The sequence below is a fragment of the Stenotrophomonas sp. YJH_SMC_25 genome (genome assembly GCF_059369595.1).
Genome location: NZ_JCAFSV010000001.1, coordinates 251,924 through 272,589, shown reverse-complemented (window position 1 = coordinate 272,589; position 20,666 = coordinate 251,924). Strand labels below are relative to the sequence as shown.

The 20,666-nt window shown below is 67.6% G+C and carries 17 protein-coding genes and 2 tRNA genes; 4 read left to right on the top strand and 15 right to left on the bottom strand.

Annotated features, from left to right (window positions below; translation table 11 throughout):
* Nucleotides 1-11 precede the first annotated feature (11 nt).
* Complete coding sequence (gene proB, locus AC5P7E_RS01305; protein ID WP_495222815.1) at nt 12-1,169, top strand: glutamate 5-kinase; 1,158 nt, start codon at nt 12-14, stop codon at nt 1,167-1,169.
* Entirely contained in the window at nt 1,166-2,437 is a 1,272-nt protein-coding gene (locus AC5P7E_RS01300) for a glutamate-5-semialdehyde dehydrogenase (protein WP_114618900.1), read from the top strand. The genes proB and AC5P7E_RS01300 overlap by 4 nt, the downstream gene beginning before the upstream one ends.
* 135 nt (nt 2,438-2,572) lie before the next feature.
* Here AC5P7E_RS01300 and pgaD read toward each other — a convergent pair whose 3' ends face one another.
* The 10 genes from pgaD to AC5P7E_RS01250 form a co-directional block, all read right to left on the bottom strand.
* The gene (pgaD, locus tag AC5P7E_RS01295; protein WP_005410359.1) at nt 2,573-3,043 is read right to left on the bottom strand and encodes a poly-beta-1,6-N-acetyl-D-glucosamine biosynthesis protein PgaD; all 471 of its coding nucleotides are present in this window, start codon (nt 3,041-3,043) and stop codon (nt 2,573-2,575) included.
* Nucleotides 3,040-4,296 carry a poly-beta-1,6-N-acetyl-D-glucosamine synthase gene (gene pgaC / locus AC5P7E_RS01290; protein ID WP_005410358.1) on the bottom strand — a complete coding sequence of 419 codons (1,257 nt, stop codon included), beginning with the start codon at nt 4,294-4,296 and terminating at the stop codon, nt 3,040-3,042. Before pgaC ends, pgaD begins: the two co-directional genes overlap by 4 nt.
* A gap of 1 nt (nt 4,297) precedes the next feature.
* Nucleotides 4,298-6,184, bottom strand: coding sequence for a poly-beta-1,6-N-acetyl-D-glucosamine N-deacetylase PgaB (pgaB, locus tag AC5P7E_RS01285; RefSeq protein ID WP_114618901.1), 1,887 nt, complete (start codon nt 6,182-6,184; stop codon nt 4,298-4,300).
* Nucleotide 6,185: 1 nt separating this feature from the next.
* Nucleotides 6,186-8,213, bottom strand: coding sequence for a poly-beta-1,6 N-acetyl-D-glucosamine export porin PgaA (gene pgaA / locus AC5P7E_RS01280; RefSeq protein ID WP_114618902.1), 2,028 nt, complete (start codon nt 8,211-8,213; stop codon nt 6,186-6,188).
* Nucleotides 8,214-8,557: 344 nt separating this feature from the next.
* Nucleotides 8,558-9,763 (bottom strand): CynX/NimT family MFS transporter, encoded by a 1,206-nt coding sequence (locus tag AC5P7E_RS01275; protein ID WP_005413997.1) that lies wholly within the window; start codon nt 9,761-9,763, stop codon nt 8,558-8,560.
* A gap of 224 nt (nt 9,764-9,987) precedes the next feature.
* Nucleotides 9,988-10,064 (bottom strand) — tRNA-Pro (locus AC5P7E_RS01270).
* Nucleotides 10,065-10,204: 140 nt separating this feature from the next.
* A tRNA-Pro gene (locus tag AC5P7E_RS01265) sits at nt 10,205-10,281 on the bottom strand.
* Between the two features lie 55 nt (nt 10,282-10,336).
* On the bottom strand, nt 10,337-10,453 hold the full coding sequence (cydX, locus tag AC5P7E_RS01260; protein WP_005410354.1) for a cytochrome bd-I oxidase subunit CydX: 117 nt from the start codon (nt 10,451-10,453) through the stop codon (nt 10,337-10,339).
* Between the two features lie 58 nt (nt 10,454-10,511).
* A complete protein-coding gene (cydB, locus tag AC5P7E_RS01255) occupies nt 10,512-11,663 on the bottom strand; it encodes a cytochrome d ubiquinol oxidase subunit II (protein ID WP_005410353.1) in 1,152 nt (383 codons plus the stop codon).
* Between the two features lie 15 nt (nt 11,664-11,678).
* Nucleotides 11,679-13,268 (bottom strand): cytochrome ubiquinol oxidase subunit I, encoded by a 1,590-nt coding sequence (locus tag AC5P7E_RS01250; RefSeq protein WP_005410352.1) that lies wholly within the window; start codon nt 13,266-13,268, stop codon nt 11,679-11,681.
* A gap of 228 nt (nt 13,269-13,496) precedes the next feature.
* On the opposite strand from AC5P7E_RS01250, the gene cydD reads away from it, so the two are divergent.
* Nucleotides 13,497-15,242, top strand: coding sequence for a thiol reductant ABC exporter subunit CydD (gene cydD, locus AC5P7E_RS01245; RefSeq protein WP_114618903.1), 1,746 nt, complete (start codon nt 13,497-13,499; stop codon nt 15,240-15,242).
* A complete protein-coding gene (gene cydC / locus AC5P7E_RS01240; protein ID WP_114618904.1) occupies nt 15,239-16,912 on the top strand; it encodes a thiol reductant ABC exporter subunit CydC in 1,674 nt (557 codons plus the stop codon). The genes cydD and cydC overlap by 4 nt, the downstream gene beginning before the upstream one ends.
* A 92-nt stretch (nt 16,913-17,004) precedes the next feature.
* On the opposite strand, the gene AC5P7E_RS01235 is transcribed toward cydC, so the two are convergent.
* The 5 genes from AC5P7E_RS01235 to AC5P7E_RS01215 all read right to left on the bottom strand — a co-directional run bounded on the left by AC5P7E_RS01235 (nt 17,005) and on the right by AC5P7E_RS01215 (nt 20,665).
* The gene (locus AC5P7E_RS01235; RefSeq protein WP_114618905.1) at nt 17,005-17,349 is read right to left on the bottom strand and encodes a DUF1294 domain-containing protein; all 345 of its coding nucleotides are present in this window, start codon (nt 17,347-17,349) and stop codon (nt 17,005-17,007) included.
* Nucleotides 17,350-18,462 carry a homoserine O-acetyltransferase MetX gene (gene metX, locus AC5P7E_RS01230; protein WP_059034820.1) on the bottom strand — a complete coding sequence of 371 codons (1,113 nt, stop codon included), beginning with the start codon at nt 18,460-18,462 and terminating at the stop codon, nt 17,350-17,352.
* A 148-nt stretch (nt 18,463-18,610) separates the two neighbouring features.
* Nucleotides 18,611-19,600 carry a tetratricopeptide repeat protein gene (locus AC5P7E_RS01225; protein ID WP_114618906.1) on the bottom strand — a complete coding sequence of 330 codons (990 nt, stop codon included), beginning with the start codon at nt 19,598-19,600 and terminating at the stop codon, nt 18,611-18,613.
* Nucleotides 19,594-20,043 carry a cytochrome c-type biogenesis protein gene (locus tag AC5P7E_RS01220; protein WP_114618907.1) on the bottom strand — a complete coding sequence of 150 codons (450 nt, stop codon included), beginning with the start codon at nt 20,041-20,043 and terminating at the stop codon, nt 19,594-19,596. Before AC5P7E_RS01220 ends, AC5P7E_RS01225 begins: the two co-directional genes overlap by 7 nt.
* A gap of 4 nt (nt 20,044-20,047) precedes the next feature.
* On the bottom strand, nt 20,048-20,665 hold the full coding sequence (locus AC5P7E_RS01215; RefSeq protein WP_005410345.1) for a DsbE family thiol:disulfide interchange protein: 618 nt from the start codon (nt 20,663-20,665) through the stop codon (nt 20,048-20,050).
* Between the last annotated feature and the right edge of the window lies 1 nt (nt 20,666).

The following is a 20,666-nucleotide window of genomic DNA, read 5'->3' as shown; positions in this document are numbered from 1 at the left end:
GACACTGACCGATGATCCCGCACGCTGCCAACGTCGCCTCGCCGTTCCCCGAACAAGCGCTGCCGCCATGGCGGCGTGCGGTGCTGAAGGTCGGCAGCAGCCTGCTGGCAGCCGATGGCGGCGGCCTGTCACCACGCCACGCGCTGGGCCTGGCGCAGTTCGTCTCGGCCAATGTCCTGGCCGGGCGCGAGGTGGTGATCGTGTCTTCCGGCGCGGTCGCTGCCGGGCGCGCGATCCTGCCGCGGGCCGATGAACCTGGCGCGGCGATGGCGGCGCGGCAGGCGCTGGCTGCGCTCGGCCAGGCCCAGCTGATCGGGCTCTGGCAGCGCTTCTTCGAGCGCCCGGTGGCGCAGGTGCTGCTGACCCATGACGACCTGCGCAACCGCCGCCGCTACCTCAACGCCCGCGCCACGCTCAACGAACTGCTGCGGCTGGGCGCGTTGCCGGTGGTCAACGAGAACGACACCGTGTCGGTGGACGAGCTCAAGCTTGGCGACAACGACAACCTGGCGGCGACGGTGGCGGCGCTGGTCGATGCCGATGCGCTGTTCATCGCCACCGATATCGATGGCCTGTACAGCGCCGACCCGCGCACCGTGGCCGACGCGCGGCCGCTGCACGACGTGCCGGAACTGAGTGACGAGGTGCTGGCGATGGCCGGCGGCGCCGGCTCGCGCGCCGGTACCGGCGGCATGCGGACCAAGCTGGAAGCGGCAGCGAAGGCGGGTCGTCTCGGCATCGAAACCTATCTGTTCAATGGCCGTAGCGGTGACGTGGTACGCGCGCTGGCCCAGGACCGCCTGTTCGGTACCCGTATCCACGCCGCGCGCAGCCGTGAGGCGGCCCGCAAGCACTGGCTGCGGCACGCGCCGCTGGTCGAGGGAGCGATCGTGATCGATGCCGGCGCGGCGCAGGCGATGCGCGAGAAGGGCGCCTCGCTGCTGCCCGGCGGCATCACCGGCGCGGAGGGCATGTTCCGCCGTGGCGACATGGTGCAGGTGTGCTGGAACGCGCCACAGGGCCGCGTCTGCGTGGCGCGCGGCGTCAGCCAGTACGCGGCCGATGATGTGCGCTGGATCGCCGGCCGCCATTCGCGCGACATCGAGGCCGTGCTGGGCTACAACTACGGTGGCAGTGTCGTCCATCGCGACGATCTGGTGCTGCCATGACCGATTTGAAGGACTCCCCGATGAGCGAAATCGAAGCGCAGGCGCGTGCCTGCCGTGACGCGGCCCAGATCGTTGCCGGCCTCGACAGTGCGGCGCGCCGCACGCTGCTGCTGGCAATGGCCCAGGCACTGGAAGTGAATGCCGGGCTGATCCTGGCCGGTAATGCGCGCGACCTTGCCGCTGCGCGCGAGAAAGGCATTGGCAGTGCCATGCTCGACCGCCTGGCGCTGGACCCGGCACGCCTGTTCGCGATGGCCGAAGCCGTGCGTGAGGTCGCCGCGCTGCCCGATCCCGTCGGCCAGATCACCCGCGACGATGTGCGTCCAAACGGCATCCGCGTGCAGAAGGTGCGCGTGCCGCTGGGCGTGATCGCGATGATCTACGAGGCGCGCCCGAACGTGACCGCCGAAGCGGCTGCGCTGTGCCTGAAGGCCGGCAATGGCGTGATCCTGCGCGGTGGTTCCGAAGCGGTCCACTCCAACACCGCCATCGCCCAGGCGCTGGCCGTCGCCCTGCAGGCCAATGGCGTACCGGCGGCGGCAGTGACCGTGCTGACCGACCTGCGCCGCGAAGCAATGCTGGAGCTGCTGCAGCTGCATGAACTGATCGATCTGGCGATTCCGCGCGGCGGCGAAGGCCTGATCCGCTTCGTTTCCGAGCATGCGCGGGTGCCGGTGATCAAGCACTACAAGGGTGTCTGCCACCTGTTCGTGGATGCCAGCGCCGACCTCGGCAAAGCCATCGACCTTCTGGTGGACGGCAAGTGCAGCCGTCCGTCGGCCTGCAACTCGCTGGAAACCCTGCTGGTGCATCGTGATGTGGCCGAAGCCTTCCTGCCGCGCGTGGCGCAGGCGCTCGGTGAGCGTGGCGTGGAGCTGCGCGCCGACACGAACGCGCAGCCGCTGCTGCCGGGCAGCACCGCCGCCAGCGAAGACGACTACGCTGCCGAGTTCCTCGACCTGGTGCTGGCCGTGCGGGTGGTCGACGACCTCGATGCGGCCATCGCGCATATCCGTGCCTATACCTCCGACCATACCGAAGTGATCGTCACCGAAGACGCCGGCCATGCCGAGCGCTTCGTCAACGCACTGCGCTCGGCGGTGGTGATGGTCAATGCCTCGTCGCGCTTCTCCGACGGTGGACAGCTGGGCCTGGGCAGCGAGATCGGCATTTCCACCACGCGCCTGCATGCGTACGGCCCAATGGGCCTGGAAGCACTCACCGTCGAACGATTCGTCGTGCGCGGTGAAGGGCAGACGCGCAAGTAGATCCACGCGATGCGCGGATGCCCTTCGCGGTAGACCCCGGTGCCGACCAAGGTCGGCGCCCACCAGGCCCAAGCGCCGACCAGGGTCGGCAGCTACCCAAGCAAGCGCCGACCCGGGTCGGCGACTACCGGGGCGTCACACCACCTCGCGGCGGATACCGATCGGCCGCGCGTGATCGTCCATGTGCAGCGTGGCGGCCTTGCAGCCCAGCAGGCGCTCGGCAAGGCCGGTGCTGGCACCCAGATCGGCCGCGACTTCATTGAGGCTGGCCAGCGGTCGCGGCAGGCGTCGCTCGTGGCCACGGAAGCGCGCGCGGTTGTACTCGGCCCAGCCGATCAGCAGCACGCTGGCACACAGCAGCATCAGCGGCAGTGCCACCAGCACATAGGGGTCGAACTGGCTTTGCCGTTCGTACAGCTGCTGCCAGGCCAGCTGGCCGCCGATCAGCCACGAGAACAGGGTCACCAACGGTGCCCACAGGTAGAAGTAGAACCCCCAGAACGCGAGGGTGACGAAGCCCCAGGCGGTGCGCTGGAAGCGTGGTTGGCGATGCGGCTTGCGAATCATCCGCGAGTCGAAGCGGTTGGACGGGCGTTGTGCGTTCATCGGATCCCCCGATCGGGACTGGTCCAGGTGGCGCGCTTGCTGCGACGGCGCAGCAGGGTCTTCGGCAACGCCACCAGGGTGGTGGAAAGACTGATCAGCCAGTACGCCATCGGGTACCAGATGACCCAGAAGTAGTTGCGTCCAATCTGTGTTTCGTAACGACGGTCGATGATCAGGCTGCTTGCGAACTGCATCAGGCAGACCAGGGCCAGGATCACGCCATGCCATTGCGGCAGCAGGCTGGCGATGTACAGCTGCGGCGGTACGTCGATGAGCTTGCCCAGCACCCACAGCACCACGATGAACAACATGGTGTAGGCCCAGATCACGCTCAGCACGTACTCCAGCAGTACGCCCCACATGCGCCGTTCCTTCCAGTGCAGCAGTGAACGCGCATGCCGCAGCATCACTTCCACGCCACCCTGCGCCCAGCGCAGCCGTTGCCGCCACAGACCCTTCAGCGTTTCCGGCATCAGGATGAAGCACAGCGCGTTGGGTTCGTAGCGGATGTCCCAATGCGCACGCTGCAGGCGCCAGCTGATGTCGATGTCCTCGGTCACCATGTCGTCCGACCACCAGCCGACCTGGTGCAGGGCGGTGCGGCGAAAGCCTGCGATCACTCCGGAGATGGTGAAGATGCGCCCGTACACGCGCTGCGCGCGCTTGATCATGCCGATGATCGAGGAGAATTCGGCCACCTGCAGGCGTCCAAGCAGGGTGGAACGGTTGCGGATGCGCGGGTTGCCGGTGACCGCACCGACGCGGTTGCCGCTGACCAGGTGCCAGACCATCCAGTGCAGGGCGTGTTCCTCCAGCATGGCATCGCCATCGATGCACACCAGGTACTCCGAGCGGGCCGCCAGCGCACCCATGCGAAGCGCGTTGGCCTTGCCGAGGTTGCGGTCCAGGTGCAGCACGCGCAGCCGCGGATGCTTCGCCGCCAGCACGTCGAGCCGGGCGCCGGTGTCATCACTGCTGCCATCGTCGATGGCGATCACCTCGTAGTCGGCCGGATAGCGCTGTGCCAGTGCCGCGCCGAGTGTGTCGTCGAGGTTCGCGGACTCGTTGTGGCAGGGAATCAACAGGCTCGCGAACGGTGGATCGACCATCAGCGGCGGGTCGTTGCGTGGGCGCGAATGGCGTTCGCGCCGGAAGTAGTAATACAGGCCGCCCGACATCCAGAAGAACGCCATCACCATCGGGTAGTAGAAGGCGAACTGGAACAGGACCTGCAGCAGCGGGTGCATGTCCATGTCACTTCTCCGGGTACGGGAAGTTGCCGGCGGACATCGCCGCGCGGGCATCATGGGTGGAAGGCTGGCCGGCGATGAAGTCGTCCGGGTACCAGGCGAAGTGGTGCACGCCCTGCGCCTGCAGCTGGCGGATCTGCGCGCGCAGGCGCTCGGCGGGAATCGGTTGCCCGCTGCGCCAATCGACGGTCTGCAGTTCGAACAGGGTGTGCTGCAACTGGGGATCGTGCGCACGCACCGCGGCCAGCAGCTGGTCGAGCCAGCGTTCCGGATGCCTGCTGCCTTCCATCCACGGCATCGCCATCAGTGCGGTCTGGTCGTAGGCCTTGTTGAACAGGTCCAGGCGCTGCGCGAACCAGGCTTCGCTCTGCGGACGCAGTACCGGCTCCGCGTACAGGTTGCGCACCGTGGCCAGCTTCGGCCGCCAACGCTGCGCACTGCCGCGCAGGGCCAGGGTGAAGTCGATCAGCGCCCGGGTGCGAGCGCTGCCATCGTCGCCGGCCGCCAGCGTGGGCAGTTCTGTGTCGCGCAGGTAGCCATCATCATGGAAGAGCAGGCCTTCGAAGTACGAATTGACGGCCAGATCCTCGTAGATGTCGAGCATGATCTGGCGTGCCTTCGGTTTGGTGAAGTCCAGCCGGTACATGCCGTCGGCATCGCCGTTGTGGATCGCCAGTGCCTTGCGCTGCACGGGGTCGGGCAGCTCGAAGCCGAGCACCGGCAGCCATGCGTAGACCTTCACCCCCGCGCGCGACTTCAGCTGCCAGGCGACCCGGCTGAACAGGTCCGCGCGCATCGGCATGTGCCGGTTGGGGAAGTACAGTGCATCGGCGGTGTTGTTGCCGTCCGGATCGGCGAACGCCTGCAGGTAGACGTGGGTGGGCGAGATGCGTTTGACCCGCTCGATCAGCGCATCGAGGTTGCGCCCTTGCTGCGCCGGGTCCGGGTCGTACACATCATCCAGGTCGACCTGCAACGCGCGGATGCCGTCGAGCGCAACGTCGCGCCGCAGCTCGTAGGCCAGGCCCTCCACGGTCGGGTTGTCGCTGACCAGGAAGCGCGCCAGCCCATGCAGGTCGCTGGCCACTGGCGTGCTGCGGCCTTCCAGATCGAAGGACACCGGCATGCCCAGCTGTTCGGCGATGTCGTTGCTCAACTGGTTGTAGGCGGCGTACGGCCAGACGATGGCGCGCGGGCGCACGCCCAGATGCTGCTGGATGCGCTGCACGCTGCGGCCGAGATCGGCGCGCAGGCGCTGCTCGTACTGCGCCTCGCTCTCGTAGCTGCGCGTGGCCGGCCGGTAGATGCGGGTGACCACCGCTGGCGTCGAATTGCCCTGCGGATTGGCAAGCACTCCGTGGTGCAGGTCGTCGGTATGGCTGGCCACTTCGATCAGGCCGCTGTCGTGCATCTGCTTCAGCTGCGCCCAGGTAACGAAGTCATCGTGGCCGAACGGCCGGTAGCCATAGTCGATCGTGCGCCCGGGCGCCATGTCCACGTAATCGGTGATCACTGCCACCAGCGCCGGGTAGCGGTACGCCTGCAGCAGCGGGAATGCCTTGTCGTAGACGCTGCGCAGGCCATCATCGAAGGTCAGCAGTACCGGTTTCGGTGGCAGCGTGGCGCGTCCCTGGGAGGCGTCGATCACCTGCGACAGCGACACCGGGTGGTAGCCGTGTGCCCCCAGCCAATCCAGGTGCGCGGCGAAGTTCTGCGTGCTCACCGCGTAGGTATCGGCGTCGCCCTTGGCCGCGACCCGGTCGCGGATGTCGTGGTAGCTGAGGATCAGCAGGCCGTTGTCAGTGGCATCGAGATGCAGGGCCTGCTGCGCGAACGCCGGCGGCGTGGCGGCCAGCAGCAGGAGCACGATCAGTCGCAGGATGCGGGCCATGTCACTCTCCCCAGCGCAGTGCGGCTTCGAAGCCGATATGACGCTCGCGGTGGCCGTCGTAGACCGGCCGCGACCAGCGCACGCCGTACTCGAACACGCGGCCCTGGCCCAGCTGCCATTCGTGCATGTAGGACACCGAAGGGACCAGAGCGCTGCCGAAGCCGTCCTGCCAGTAGTCACCCAGCGAGACCGTCAGGCGGTGCCGGAAGTGGCGCTCGTAGTGCCGCCACAGCTGCTGGTCGATGCGCAGCCCGATCTCGACCATGCGGTCGCGCTTCGGGTTGAAGTAGGGCGCGTCGTCGCGGCTGCCCCGGCTGGTGTAGGCACTGGCCAGGCCGTCGATCAACCAGCGCGGGCAGGTCAGCAGGCGCTGTTCGATGCTGGTGCTGAACAGCTCGCGGTGGTTGCCGTCGTCGTAGCGGAAGCGGCTGGCGCCGAACATCCAGTGGGTCAGCTCGCTGCGCCGGTAGTCGACCTGCGCGCTCACGCTGTCAGCACTGATGCCCGCCACGCGCGCCTGCATCGAGGCTTCCGGGTCATTGCGTGCGGCCACCAGCCCGGCATGCCAGTAATCGTTGAACTGCCAACCCACGCCGATGCGCAGGCCGGTATCGCCAATGTGGTCGTTGGCGCGCAGTACCGCCGCTTCCGCATCCAGCTGGCCAAAGCGGTAGCGTACGCCCGCGCCCAGCCACAGCGGGTCGATGCGCTGGTCCTGGAAGTCGACCGAGCGCCTGTCGGCGAAGGCGAACAACCGCCAGCGGTCGTCGAGCACCGGTGTCTGCACTTCCATGCCGTAGTGACGGTCGTTGTTGCCCAGCGGCGAGGTGCCGCCACCGCCGGAGCTGCGACCAATGTCGGTCCATGCCTTCAGCTGCCAACCGCGATGCGCCCGCCAGGCCTGGTCCATGCGTTCGACGGCGGGTTGGGTCGGGTAGCGTGCGACAAGATCGTCGTGCAGTGGCCTTGCCAGGTCATCGCGCTGCAGGGCGACGTAGGCCTCCTCCATGCCCAGCCGCGGCTCGATGTCGCGAGGGTCCAGCGCATGTGCCATCTGCTGGCGCTGCAGTGCCATGCGTGGCCATCCGCGCATCATGTACACGCTGCCCAGCGCGCTCTGCAGGCCGCCGTTGCCCGGTGCGATGTCGACCATCGATTCCAGGTCGTGCTGTGCGGTGCGCAGGTCGCCGCTATAGGCGCGTACCATCGCCAGATTCAGGTCGGCCTCGTAACGTGACCAGTTCGCGTACGGTGACTTGCCGTTGCTCCAGCGCCACGCCGGCTCCTTGTCACGCCAGGCCTGCAGCAGGTCGATCGCCTTTTCCTGCTGCTCGCTCTCCAGGTAGGCATAGGCCAGTTCCGAATGCGAGGCATCGCGTGTCGGGTCGCCGGCCACTGCCGCCTGCAGCACCGGTATGGCTTCTTCCGGATGCAGGGTGCCCATCAGCGAATCGCCGACCGCAGGCAGCACATAGTCGGGCAGGGCATGGCCTTCGGCCTGCAGTGCGCGGGCTTCCTCGCGCACCTGCGCATGGCGGCCCAGCCGGTTGAGCAGGATCAGCCGGTCCATGCGGACGCGAAGCGGCGCCTGCGCGGGCGGGGTGCCTTCGCTGCCCAGGTAGCGCTGCATGCGCGCCAGGGTCGATTCGGCTTCTTCCAGGCGGCTGTCTTCGCTGCTGCTGTAGGCCAGGCTCCAGACCACCAGCTTGGCCAGGTAGTCGCCTTCGATGCGTTGCTTCTGTGCAGCGTCGAACAGCTGCGGGCGCTGCTGGTACAGCTCCCAGGCGCGCCAGGCGTTGCCGATGTCGCCCAGGGTCAGTACGCGCAGCTTGAACAGCAGGTCGTCGTTGGGTTGCTCTTGGCTGGCGCGCTCGATCGCGCCGAGGGCATCCAGCCAGCGGGCCTGGTCGCGGTAGCGGCCGATCTCGGCCAGGGCCGCCTCGCGGTCAGGCGGGGCAGCGCTGCTGGCCCAGGCCAGGGCGGTACAGGCAAGGCCGACGCAGAGCGCCAGCCGGCGGTGGACAACCATTGGGGACCCCCTTGGCTTCCGAACCAGACAACTTGAGAAATGTGACGCACATCACATGCCAGCTTTTGGCGTGGCCGTGGCCCGCGTCACTCCCTTCGTGCATTCCCGTCCAGCAAGGACGGATACAAACCCGGACAGCGACCTGCAATGTCTTGTCTGAAACGAGAGTCCCCCGCACACCGAATGGCGGCCTGGGCGGCGCTGCCGCCCCCATGCCCGATGCCGGCACGCGGCAAGGATGGGCATTCGTGGGCACTATCCGCCCGGAATTGTCAGCCCGGTGTCAAAATGCGCAGGCGGGCTGACGAGCGGTAGGTAGGGCCGGTTGCGAGGCCCTGCGCGGCTTACCAGAGGTCTTCCAGCTTGCGCGGCTTGCAGGCCACCCAGGAGGCGCACAGCATCAGGGTGGCGCAGCCGAACAGGAAGCTGAACGGGAGCGTCCAGCCGTTGCTGACCGTATGCAGCCAGCCGACCAGGAACGGCCCCAGACAGCTGAAGCTGTAACCCACGCCCTGCATGAAGCCGGACAGTGCCGCCGAGCCGGTGGGGGTGCGCGTGCGCAGGTTGATCAGGGTCAGCGCCAGCGGGAAGGTGGATGGACCGACGCCGAGCAGGCACGCCCATAGCAGGGGGGCCTTCATCGGTGCCAGCAGCAGGCCGGTGAAGGCGATCACGAACGAGAAGAAGCCGATCAGCACCAGCGGGAACGGGTTCTGCATGCGAACTGCCATGGATGGAATGACCAGCGACGGCAGCAGCCCCAGCGCCGAGAACACCGCCACCATCACGCCACCGAAGGCCGGTGTGCCGCCGGCCTCGACCACGATGCGTGGCAGCCAGGTGAACATCGAATAGGTCATCAGCGAAGTCATGCCGAACATCAGCGTCATGCTCCAGCCCAGTGAGGTGCGCCAGACTTTCCCATGCGGCTGTGCGGCCGGGTCGGTGGCATCTGCCTGCGGCTTCGGTGCGCGCCTGGCCAGAACCAGCCACGGCAATGCTGCGGCCAGTGCCAGCAGTGCCCACATGCCCAGCGACACGCGCCAGCCAGCGGCGTTGGCCATCGGCACCGCGAGCAATGCGGGCAGCATGGTGCCCAACTGCAGCACGCTGATGTAGAGCGTGCTCATGGTGCCGACCTTGTTGGCGAAGTAGCGCTTCACCAGCGGCGGCACCACCACGTTGCCGATGCCCATGCCGGCCAGTGCCAGCACCGAACCGAGCAGCAGCGTGCCGACGTTGCCGGCACTGGAGCGCAGCAGCAGGCCGGCCATCGCCATCACCATCGCCAGCAGCGTGGTGCGCTCCAGGCCCAGGCGCCGCGCCAGCGCCGGCGTGGCCACGCCGAACAGCGCGAACGAGGCGGTCGGCAGCATGCCCAGCACGCCGGTCATGGTGGTGCCGAAGCCGAACTGCTGGCCGAGTACGTCCAGCAGCGGGGTGATCGAGGTGACCGCAGTGCGCAGGTTGACCGCTGCCAGCAGGATCGCGGCAAACGCGAGGACACGACCGTGCAGCAGCGACGGCGAATCGGAAGTGGAGGAACTCATCGGTGGTCCTTGCAGGTGTCGCATGCCGGGGCAATGGCATGCAGCGCCGGCATCGATCTACGCCGAAGCGGCAGGTGGGGGGTGGGGGCTGCTGGCGGGCCGGCAGCGCGGCCATTGTACGTGCGGGCTCCTGCAAGGTCCCGTCATGCGGGCGGCCAGGTGCCCTGATACAAAAAAACCCGGAGGACAGTGATGTCTTCCAGGCTTCTTGGTGACCACCGAAGTGGTCGGGGAGACAGGATTCGAACCTGCGACCTCTACGTCCCGAACGTAGCGCTCTACCAGACTGAGCTACACCCCGAAGGGAGCCGCCTATTCTAGCGATTCACCCCGATGGCGGCAAGGGGTGAATGCTGTTTTCTTCACACTGCCGAAGCAGTGCCACTTCAGGGAACAAAAAAGCCTGGACGACTTCACCAGGCTTCAATGCGACCACCGAAGTGGTCGGGGAGACAGGATTCGAACCTGCGACCTCTACGTCCCGAACGTAGCGCTCTACCAGACTGAGCTACACCCCGAAGGAGCCGCCTAAGATACCGTGTGAAGGCCAAGGCGGCAAGGCTTTTTTACAGCTCAGCGACGATTTTCCTTCTCGATGCGGTTCTGCTCGCGGGCTTCGAACCACATGCCGTTGAGGATGGCCACCGTCGAGGCGAGGCCGGCACCGAGAATCCAGGCGAAATACCACATGATCAGTCTCCTTCATTCCGGGTAGGTGCCGACCGTTGGTCGGCACACGTGCAAGCAATCAATACGCGTTCGGGTTGTTGCCCATCTCTTCGGTGGTGGTCTTGCCCTTCAGCACGCGGTACACCCAGGTGGTGTAGGCGAGGATGATCGGCAGGAACACCGCCGTGGCCAGCAGCATGATCCACAGGGTCAGGTGGCTGGACGAGGCGTCCCACACGGTCAGGCTGGAGGTGGGCTGGCTCGAGGACGGCAGCAGGAACGGGAAGATCGCAAAGCCGACGGTCAGGATGATGCCGGCGATGGCTGCCCCGGAGGCGATGAAGGCCAGGCCGCCGCGACGGGCCCGCAGCAGTACCGCACTGGCCAGCAGGCCGGCCAGGCCCAGCAGCGGCGCCAGGATCGTGGCCGGCATGGCGCTGTAGTTGCGCATCCAGCCACCGGCGGCGCCGAGTTCGGCGGTCTTCAGCAGCGGATTGGTGGCGCCGTCGGTGACCACCTGCGAGGTGATCTGGTAACCCGGCAGGCCGAAGGCCACCCAGGCACCGCCCACCGCGAACAGCACGAAGGCGATGATCGCGGCGATGCTGCCGAAACGGGCCGCACGTTCGGCCACCGGGCCGTCGGTCTTCAGCACCAGCATGGCGGCACCGTGGGCGACCAGCATCGACACGCTGAGCAGGCCGGCCAGCAGCGCGAAGGGCATCAGCAGGCCGAAGAACGAGCCGGTGTAGAAGATGCGCATGCTGTCATCGAAGTGGAACGGCACGCCCAGCACCACGTTGCCCACCGCCACGCCCATGATCAGCGCCGGGATGAAGCCACCGATGAACAGCGCCCAGTCCCAGGTGTTGCGCCAGCGCTCGCTGGGCATCTTGCTGCGGAACTTGAAGCCGACCGGTCGCAGGATCAGCGCGAACAGGATCACGAACATCGCCAGGTAGAACCCGGAGAAGCTGACCGCGTAGAGCGGCGGCCATGCGGCGAAGATCGCGCCGCCGCCCAGGATCAGCCACACCTGGTTGCCTTCCCATACCGGACCGATGGTATTGATCACCAGCCGGCGCTCAGCGTCGTTGCGGGCGACGAAGGGCAGCAGGGTGCCCACGCCCAGGTCGAAACCATCCATCACGGCGAAACCGATCAGCAGGATGCCGAGCAGCAGCCACCAGATCACGCGCAGCGTGGTGTAGTCCAGAAGAATGAAATCCATCTTGGTTCTCCTGCCTCAGGCCTGGCCGGCGGCCGGCGCCGAGGCATTGTGGGAAGCATGCGGCTGGGGCGACTGCAGTGACGGCAGCACCTCGTCCGGACCCTTGCGGATCGCCTTGAGCATCAGCTTGATCTCGACCACGATCAGCGCGGTGTAGATGGCAGTGAAGCCGGCCAGGGTCAGCACGATTTCATGCAGGGCCAGCCCCGATGCTGCATAGAAGGTCGGCAGCACGCCATCGACCGCCCACGGCTGGCGACCATACTCGGCCACGAACCAGCCGCACTCGATCGCGATCCACGGTGCCGGCAGCGTCCACAGGGCCAGCTTGAGGAACCAGCGCTTGTCCTGGAAATTGTTGCGGCAGGAGTAGTAGAAGGCCAGGGCGAAGAAAGCGATGAGGTAGAAGCCGAGGCCGGCCATCACGCGGAAGGTCCAGAACAACGGCATCACGCGCGGCACCGTGTCCATCGCCGCCTGCGAGATTTCCTGCGGGGTGGCGTTGAGGATGTCATCACGATAGCGCTTGAGCAGCAGGCCGTGGCCCAGGTCCTGCCAGTGACGGTCGAACATCTCGCGCGCTTCAACGTCGTTCTTGTTGGCGCGCAGGCGTTCCAATGCACCGTAGGCCAGCTGGCCGCCACGCACGCGGTGTTCGGCGCGCTCGACCAGTTCCAGGATGCCGGGAATCGGCTGGTTCAACGAGCGGGTGGCGATCAGGCCCATCAGGTAGGGGATCTTCACCGCGTAGTCGTTCTGGTGGGTCTCCTGGTTGGGGATGCCGAAGGCGGTGAAGTCGGCCGGCGCACGCTCGGTCTCCCACATCGCTTCGATCGCGGCCAGCTTCATCTTCTGGTGTTCGCTGGCGGCGTAACCGCTCTCGTCACCCAGCACGACCACCGACAGCGATGACAGCAGGCCGAACGCCGCGGCCACCGCAAACGAACGGCGGGCCAGGTCCTTGTGCTTGTTGCGCAGCAGGAACAACGCGCTGATCGCCATCACGAACACCGCACCGGTCACGTAGCCGGCGCTGACGGTGTGCACGAACTTGGCCTGCGCCACCGGGTTGAACACCACCGCCATGAAGTCGACCACTTCCATGCGCATGGTTTCCGGGTTGAACACCGCACCGGTCGGGTTCTGCATCCAGCCATTGGCCACCAGGATCCAGATCGCCGACAGGTTGGTCCCCAGCGCCATCAGCCAGGTCACCATCAGGTGCTTGACCTTGCTGAGGCGGTTCCAGCCGAAGAAGAACAGGCCGACGAAGGTGGCTTCCAGGAAGAACGCCATCAGGCCTTCGATGGCCAGTGGCGCACCGAAGATGTCACCCACGTAGTGGCTGTAGTAGGACCAGTTCATGCCGAACTGGAATTCCATGACGATGCCGGTGGCAACGCCCATGGCGAAGTTGATGCCGAACAGGACGCCCCAGAACAGGGTCATCCTGCGCCAGATCTCCTTGCCGGTCATCACATACACGCTCTCCATGATGGCCACCATGAAGGACAGGCCGAGGGTGAGCGGTACGAATAGGAAGTGGTACATCGCGGTCAGCGCGAATTGCAGCCGCGACAGTTCTACGACTGTCTGATCAATCATGGCCTGGCTACCTCGTTGGATAGTGCCGTTGCAGGTGGCGGGAAGGGTGGTCTACGACGTGAATGATGTGACCGACTACTTCAAACAGCCTTGATCCAGATCAATGTATGAACAGGTGCCCCGGTTGATCGTATGCCAACCTGATGAAGACTGCGACCGCCGGCCGCAGGGGCGGGCTATTGCCTGCGCCTACAATGCCGTGTCTCCCTCGTTGCCCGTGAAGACCTCTTGAGCGCTGCCGAAACGACCCCTGACGGCCTGTCCCCGGAAGCTGAAACCGCCCGCCAGCGGCGTGTGCGCACGGCCTGGCTGGCCGACCTGGCACGCTCCGCCCGGGGCCGCCAGCGCCTGGCCGCGCTGTGCATCAGCCTGTCCGGCGCACTGTTGATCGGCCAGGCTGCCGCCATCGCCTGGCTGGTGCAGCGGGTGCTGGTGGAGCGCGTGCCGCTGGCCTCTGGCCTGCCGGTGCTGGCGGGATTGGCGGTGATCCTGGTGCTGCGCACCCTGCTGGGCAGCGCCACCCAGGCCGCCGCCGGTGACGTGGCCGACGCCGCACGCCTGGCATTGCGCGAACGCGTGTTCGCACGCCTGCTGGGCCACGGCCCACTGTGGCTGCGGCAGCGCCGCACCGGCGAACTGGGCGAACTGATGCTGCATCACGGTGATGCGATCGAGAGCTATTACAGCGGCTTCCTGCCGGTGCGCACTGAAGTGGTGGTGGTGCCGCTGCTGATCCTGGCCGCTGCCGCCTGGGTCGACTGGGTGGTGGCGCTGATCCTGCTGTTCACTGCGCCGCTGGTGCCATTTTTCATGATGCTGGTGGGCTGGGGCGCCGAAGCGGCCGGCCGTGCGCAGCTGGGTGAGCTGGCACGCATGAGCGGCCATTTCGCCGACCGCATCAAGGGCCTGGGCCTGCTACGCCTGTATGGCCGCGGTGACGCCGAGCTGGAGGGTATCGAGGCCGCCGCTGAAGGCGTGCGCGTGCGCACGCTGAAGGTGCTGCGGATTGCCTTCCTGTCGTCCACGGTGCTGGAATTCTTCGCCTCGGTGAGCGTGGCGATGGTGGCGCTGTACCTGGGCCTGAGCTATCTGGGCATGATGTCGCTGCATGCAGCGGTGCCGACGCTGGGTGCGGGGCTGTTCTGCCTGCTGCTGGCACCGGAATTCTATGCGCCGCTGCGACGGCTGGCCGCGCACTACCATGATCGCGCCAATGCACTGGCCGCCGCCGCCGAAGTGGAGCGCCTGCTGCAGTCGCTGCCCGATGAGCAGGGCCTGATCGAGAACGAGGTTGCACCGCTGGCGGTGGAGCCGGCCGAGGCCGCCTTGCCGCCGCTGCAGGCACAAGGGCTGGTGCTGCGTCCGCTGGGCGCGCCGCAGGATGTGCTGCAGGATCTGGACCTGCGGCTGGAGCCGGGCCAGCGCCTGGCCCTGGTTGGTCCCAGCGGCTCCGGTAAAAGCACCCTGCTGGAAGCGCTGGCCGGCTGGCTACCGCCGCGCGCCGGCAAGCTGCAGCTGCGGCCTGGCGTGCAGGTGGCTTATGCCAGCCAGCGTCCGTACCTGTTCCACGGCAGCATCGCCGACAACCTGCGCCTGGCTGATCCCGGTGCCAGCGATGCGCGGCTGCGCGCGGTGGCCGAGGCCGCGCAGGTGCTGCAGTTCGCACAGCGCCTGCCACTGGGCCTGGACACGGTGATCGGCGAACGTGGCTTCGGCCTCTCCGGCGGCGAAGCCCGTCGTATCGGCCTGGCCCGGTTGTTGCTGCGCGACCCGCAGGTCCTGTTGCTGGACGAACCCACCGCGTTTCTCGACGCCGATACCGAGGCCGCACTGCTGCGCAGCCTGGCTGCCTATGCGCGGGGCCGCAGTGTGGTGGTCGCCACCCACAGCCCGGCGGTGATCGCCTGGGCCGACCGCTGCCTGCTGCTGCCGGAAGGGCGCCTGGTCGAACCGGCACAGGCGGTGCGCGCATGAGCCGTTCGCCTGATTCGCTGCGCGCGGTGTTCCTGCGCCATCGGCCGCGCCTGCTGCTGACCGTGCTGCTGCTGTGGACCACCATGCTGGCCGGCACCGCCTTGCTTGGCCTGTCCGGTGGCTTCCTCACCGCCGCCGCGTTGGCTGGCGCGGCCGGCCTCGGCCAAGGCTTCAACTTCTTCTCACCGTCCGCGGGTATACGCGGGCTGACGATGGCGCGCATCGTGTCGCGCTATTTCGAGAAGCTGGTCGGCCACGACGCCACGCTGCGCATCGCCCGCGACCTGCGCGTGTGGTTCTTCCGCCGCGCGTTGCCGCTGGCACCTGCACGGTTGGGGGCTACGCGCACGGGCGACCTTCTGGCGCGCCTGCTCGGCGACATCGGTGAAGTGGACGGCCTGCTGGTGCGTGCGATCGGGCCGCTGGTGGCGTTGGGCGGATTGTCGCTGGTCGCGATCGTTTCGGCGGCACTGATCCTGCCGTCGGCTGCGGTGCTGCTGGCGGTGCTGGCGCTGCTGATCGCCTTCGGCGTGCCGTGGCTGGGCGTGCGTGGCCATGACGACGAAGAGGCCGACCGTGCCGCGCATCGTGCCGCATTGCGTACCGCTGCATTCGAAGGGCTGGAAGGTGCGGGTGACCTGGCCGCGCTGCACGCCGATGCGGCCTGGCAGCTGAAGGTACGCGTAGCTGCCAAGCAGCTGGCCTCGCGGGATCGCCGCCGCCGCTGGCGCCTGATCGCGGCCTCGACCCTGCACGGCCTGGTGGCGGGGCTGGGCCTGGTGGCGATGCTGGCGTTGGCCCTGCACGCGGCCGAGCAGCAGCGCATCGCACCGGAAATGGCCGCAGGTTTGGTGTTCCTCACCGTGGCGTTGATCGAGCTGTGGGCCGGCATGGGCCTGGCCTGGCAGTCGCTGCAGTCCGGGCGCATTGCCGCCGATCGCCTGCAGGCGATCGTCGAGCAACCGCCGACGGTGGACGATCCCCAGGCGCCACAGGTGGTGCCGCCGGCTGCGCGCGTGCATTGGGATGACGTGCATTTCCAGTGGCCAGGCGGCGCGCGGCCGGTGTTGTCCGGCCTGCAGCTGACCCTGGCGCCAGGCGAACGCATCGCGATTCGCGGCGACAGCGGCAGCGGCAAGACCACGCTGTCGAGCCTGCTGCTGCGGTTGTGGGATCCGCAGCAGGGACGGCTGACCTACGGTGGCCGCGACCTGCGTGATTTCGCCCAGGCCGACTGGCACCGGCAACTGGCGTGGCTGCCGCAGAACGCGCCGGTGTTCGCCGGCAGCGTGGCCGAGAACCTGCGATTGGGTGATCCCGATGCCAGCGACGCCGCCTTGTGGGCGGTGCTGCGCCGCGTGCGCCTGGGCGAATGGGCCGAGCGCAACGGCGGCCTGCAGGCCTGGGTCGGCGAGAACGGTGCGACGATGTCGGCGGGCCAGGCACGACGCCTGGCGCTGGCGCGCGCGCTGCTGCGCAATGCGCCGATCCTGCTGCTCGACGAACCCACCGAAGGGCTGGACGTGGATACCGCACGTGCGCTGTTGCAGGACCTTTCCGGATTGCTGGACGGGCGCAGCCTGCTGATGATCACCCACGACGACCTGCCCGAAGGCGTGGTCGATGCGCAGTACCGGTTGCGCGACGGGACTCTGGTCCGCGAAGCGTGAACCGGTAGTGCCGGCCGCTGGCCGGCAACCTCATGGCGCCTGATACGGACACGGAATTGCCGGCCAGCGGCCGGCACCACCGATTGCGAGGGTTACCGCGAGAACTCGCACAGCATCACCGCGATCGAGGCCACGTTGGCCAGCACGCACAGCCAGAACACCCACTGGAATGCGGCCTTGCGGTGCTTGTGGCGGAACAGCGCCTGGCCCAGCAGCGCGCCGGGCCAGCCTCCGGCGAAGGCCAGCAGCTGCAGGGTGCGCTCGGGAATGCGCCATCGCTTTCGCTGCGCCGCGCGCTTGTCATGGCCATAGAGGCCGAACGACACCGCACTGGCCAGCAGGCACCAGCCACCCAGCCACAGCGGCAGCACACCGCTGATCATCAAGGCGGTCAGCGCGCCGAAGGCGGCCAGCGCGAGGTTACGCCGCCACGCCACTTACAGCGCGTCGAGGAAGCCGCGCACGGCCGGGCCGAAACGCTCGAAATCGACGAGGAAGGCATCATGGCCCTGTGGCGATTCCAGGCCGATGAAGCGCGCATCGGCACCGCCGGCACGCAGGCCGTCGGCGACCTGTTGCTGCTGCTGCACCGGGAACAGGATGTCGGTGTTGGCGCCGATCGCCAGTGCCTTCTCCACCCGGATCTTCGCCAGCCCGGCCAGCACGTCGCCGTCGGCGTACTCGGCCATGTCGAACCAGTCCATCGAACGGCTGAGGTACAGATAGCAGTTGGGGTCGAAGAAACGCACGAAGCGCCGTGCGTGGCCTTCCAGGTAGCTTTCCACCTGGAATTCGAGGCCGAACGGATCGTCGTCGGTCTGGTCCGAATCCAGCCGCACGCGGCCAAAGCGGCCATCCCATTCCAGTGCCGAACGGTAGGTGATCACGCCCAGCTTGCGCGCCATGCGCATGCCGGACTCGGGATACGCGTCGTCGTCGTAGTGGCCACCATTCCAGCGTGGATCAAGGCGGATCGCTTCGCGCTGCAGCGAGCGGATCGCGATGGAGAACGGCAGCGCCTGCGCGCTGCCGGAAATGTTGACGTGGCTGCGCGCAATGCCCGGGTGCAGCATCAGCACGGCCAACGCGGTCATGCCGCCCATCGAATTGCCGACCACGCAGGCAAGCTGTTCGATGCCCAGGGCGCGCACGACTTCGATCGCGGCGCGCGCGCCGTCTTCGATCGACAGCTCGGGGAAGTCGAGACGATACGGTTGGCTGGTGGCCGGGTTGAGCGAGGCCGGACCGGTCGAGCCCTTGCAGCTGCCCAGCGAGTTCACGCAGACCACGAACCAGCGGTCGGTATCGATCGCCTTGCCGGGTCCGACCATGCCTTCCCACCAGCCCGCTGCCGGGTTGGCGTCGTTGGCTGCCGCATGTGCATCCGGCGAGAGGCCGGTCACGATCAGGATCGCGTTGCTGGCGTCGGCCGCCAGTGTTCCCCAGGTTTCATAGGCGACGCGCGCGCCGTGCAGGGCGCCGCCGCGCTTGAACGGGAAGGGCGAGGGCAGGGCGTGGAAGCGGGTGCCGGGCGGGATGAATTCGGTCATGCAGGCATTCTAGCGGGGCCGCATGTGGAGCTGGCGACACGCTGGTTTCCATCGGCGATGCAGGTAGTGCCGGCCGCTGGCCGGCAACCTCGCAGGCGCATCACGATTCATGAGGTTGCCGGCCAGCGCCCGGCACTACCGCGGCGCGTTACGGGAAGCGCAGATCCACAACACCGTCGTGGGGCAGGCTCACCTTCACCGGCACGCTCTGCAGGTCATCCTCGCTGCGGTTGGCGCTGCCGGTGCGCGAGATGCGTGCCAGCACTTCCACTTCGCGATGGGCCGACAGCGGTGCGGTTGGCATCGGGCTGTCAGCGTCACCCAGCCCGACCGTGGCCGGGAATCCGGCCAAGGGCAGCTTGCGTGCGGCCACCGGCATCGGCGGTCCACCCACGGCGCGGGCCAGCACGAATACCTGGGTGCTGGCCGGCCACTCGGTGCCCTTCAACGCAGGCAACTGCACGCGCACCTGCAACAGCGCCGGTGGCGCCGCAACGGCTGCATCGGACGGCTGACCGGCGGCTTCACGGGCGATGGCGATCTGCGCCTGCAGCGCCTGCGCGGCGCCGGGCTCAAGCCGTGGCAGCAGGCCGCTCCACACATCTGCGGCCTCGGCATTCTTTCCGCGCTGGCGCAGGGCGATCCCCAGCAGCCAGCTGGCACGCTCGGCATCGGGTGCCTGTGCACGCGCCTGCTGCAACCAGGCCATTGCGGTGTCATCGAACTGCTTGCCGGCATCGGCCTGCGCACGTGCCTGCGCCGCTTCCACCAGCACGCCGGGGTCTTCGGGGGCGAGAGCGGCGGCACGTGCGAAGGCGTCCGCCGCGGCCGCGGCGTTGCCCAGTTCGGCTTGCGACCGGCCCAGCAGCGCCCAGCCATCGGCCCGCTGTGGGTCACGCTTCAGTGCATCCTGCAGGGCCTGCACGCCATCGCGCAGGGTGGCTACCGAAGGCGTCGGTTGCATCTGTGCGGCACGTGGATCACCGACCAGCAGGTACAGGCAGGCACCGGCCACGCCCAGTGCGAATACGCCGACCACGAAACCGCGGCGGCCAGAGTGGCGCAGCGGCCACAGCACCAGCGCTGCCATCAACGCCGCAACCAGACCGGCCAGCATCGGCAGCCAATGGCTCACCATCCGTCTCCTTCATCGGCCTTGCCGGCCGCTGCGGCGCCAACCGTAAGGCCACGGCGGCGGACGATGCCCAGCACCACCAGAGCACCCGCACCGAGCATCAGCAGGGGACCGCCCCACAGCAGCCAGGTGCCCGGCTGCAACGGTGGCTGATAGAGCACGAACTCACCGTAGCGCGCGACCAGGAACTGCTTGATCTGCGCGTCGTCGTGGCCCTGCTGCATCAGCTGCAGTACCTCGCGGCGCAGGTCCTGCGCGATCTGCGCGTTGGAATCGGCCAGCGACTGGTTCTGGCACTGCACGCAGCGCAGCTGCGCGGCCAGGTCGTGGAAGCGACGTTCTTCGGCGCCATCGCGGAACTGCAGCGGCTGCGGATCATGCAGCGGCTGCTGTGCCAGCGCGGCCAGCGGCAGCATCAGGAGCAGCAGCGCCAGCAGCCAGCGCATGGGCTCAGGGCGCCGTGTGCAACGTGCTGCCGGCATTGCCCTGGGCCTTCTCGATCTTCTCCAGCGCCGGGATCAGCTTCTCGTCGACCACGCGCTGGGTCATCGCACCGCTGTACTTCCAGCGCACGATGCCGCTGCCGTCGACAAGGAAGGTTTCCGGTGCAGCGGTCACGCCCCAGTCGATCGCGGTGCGGCCTTCCACGTCGCTGAGCACGACCATGAACGGGTTGCCCAGCTGTTCCAGCCAATGCAGGGCATCGGTCGGTTCATCCTTCCAGTTGTAGCCGATCACGCGCACGCGCTTGCTCTCGGCGAAACGGGTCAGCACCGGGTGTTCCTCGCGGCAGGCCGCGCACCAGCTGCCCCACACGTTCAACAGGTACGGCGCGCCACGCAGTTCGTCGCTGTGCACGATCATTTCCGGGTCGTGCAGCACCGGCAGCGCGAACGCTGGCGCCGGCTTGTCGATCAGCGCCGATGGCAGCACGTCGCGCTGCGGATCACCCGATTTCATAACCCCGTAGATCATCAGCCCGAGCAGGCCGAAGAAAAACAGCACGCCGATCACGATGGCTACCGGCGGCAGCGGGCGGGAGGGGCGCGGGGCGGGGGACTCGGACATG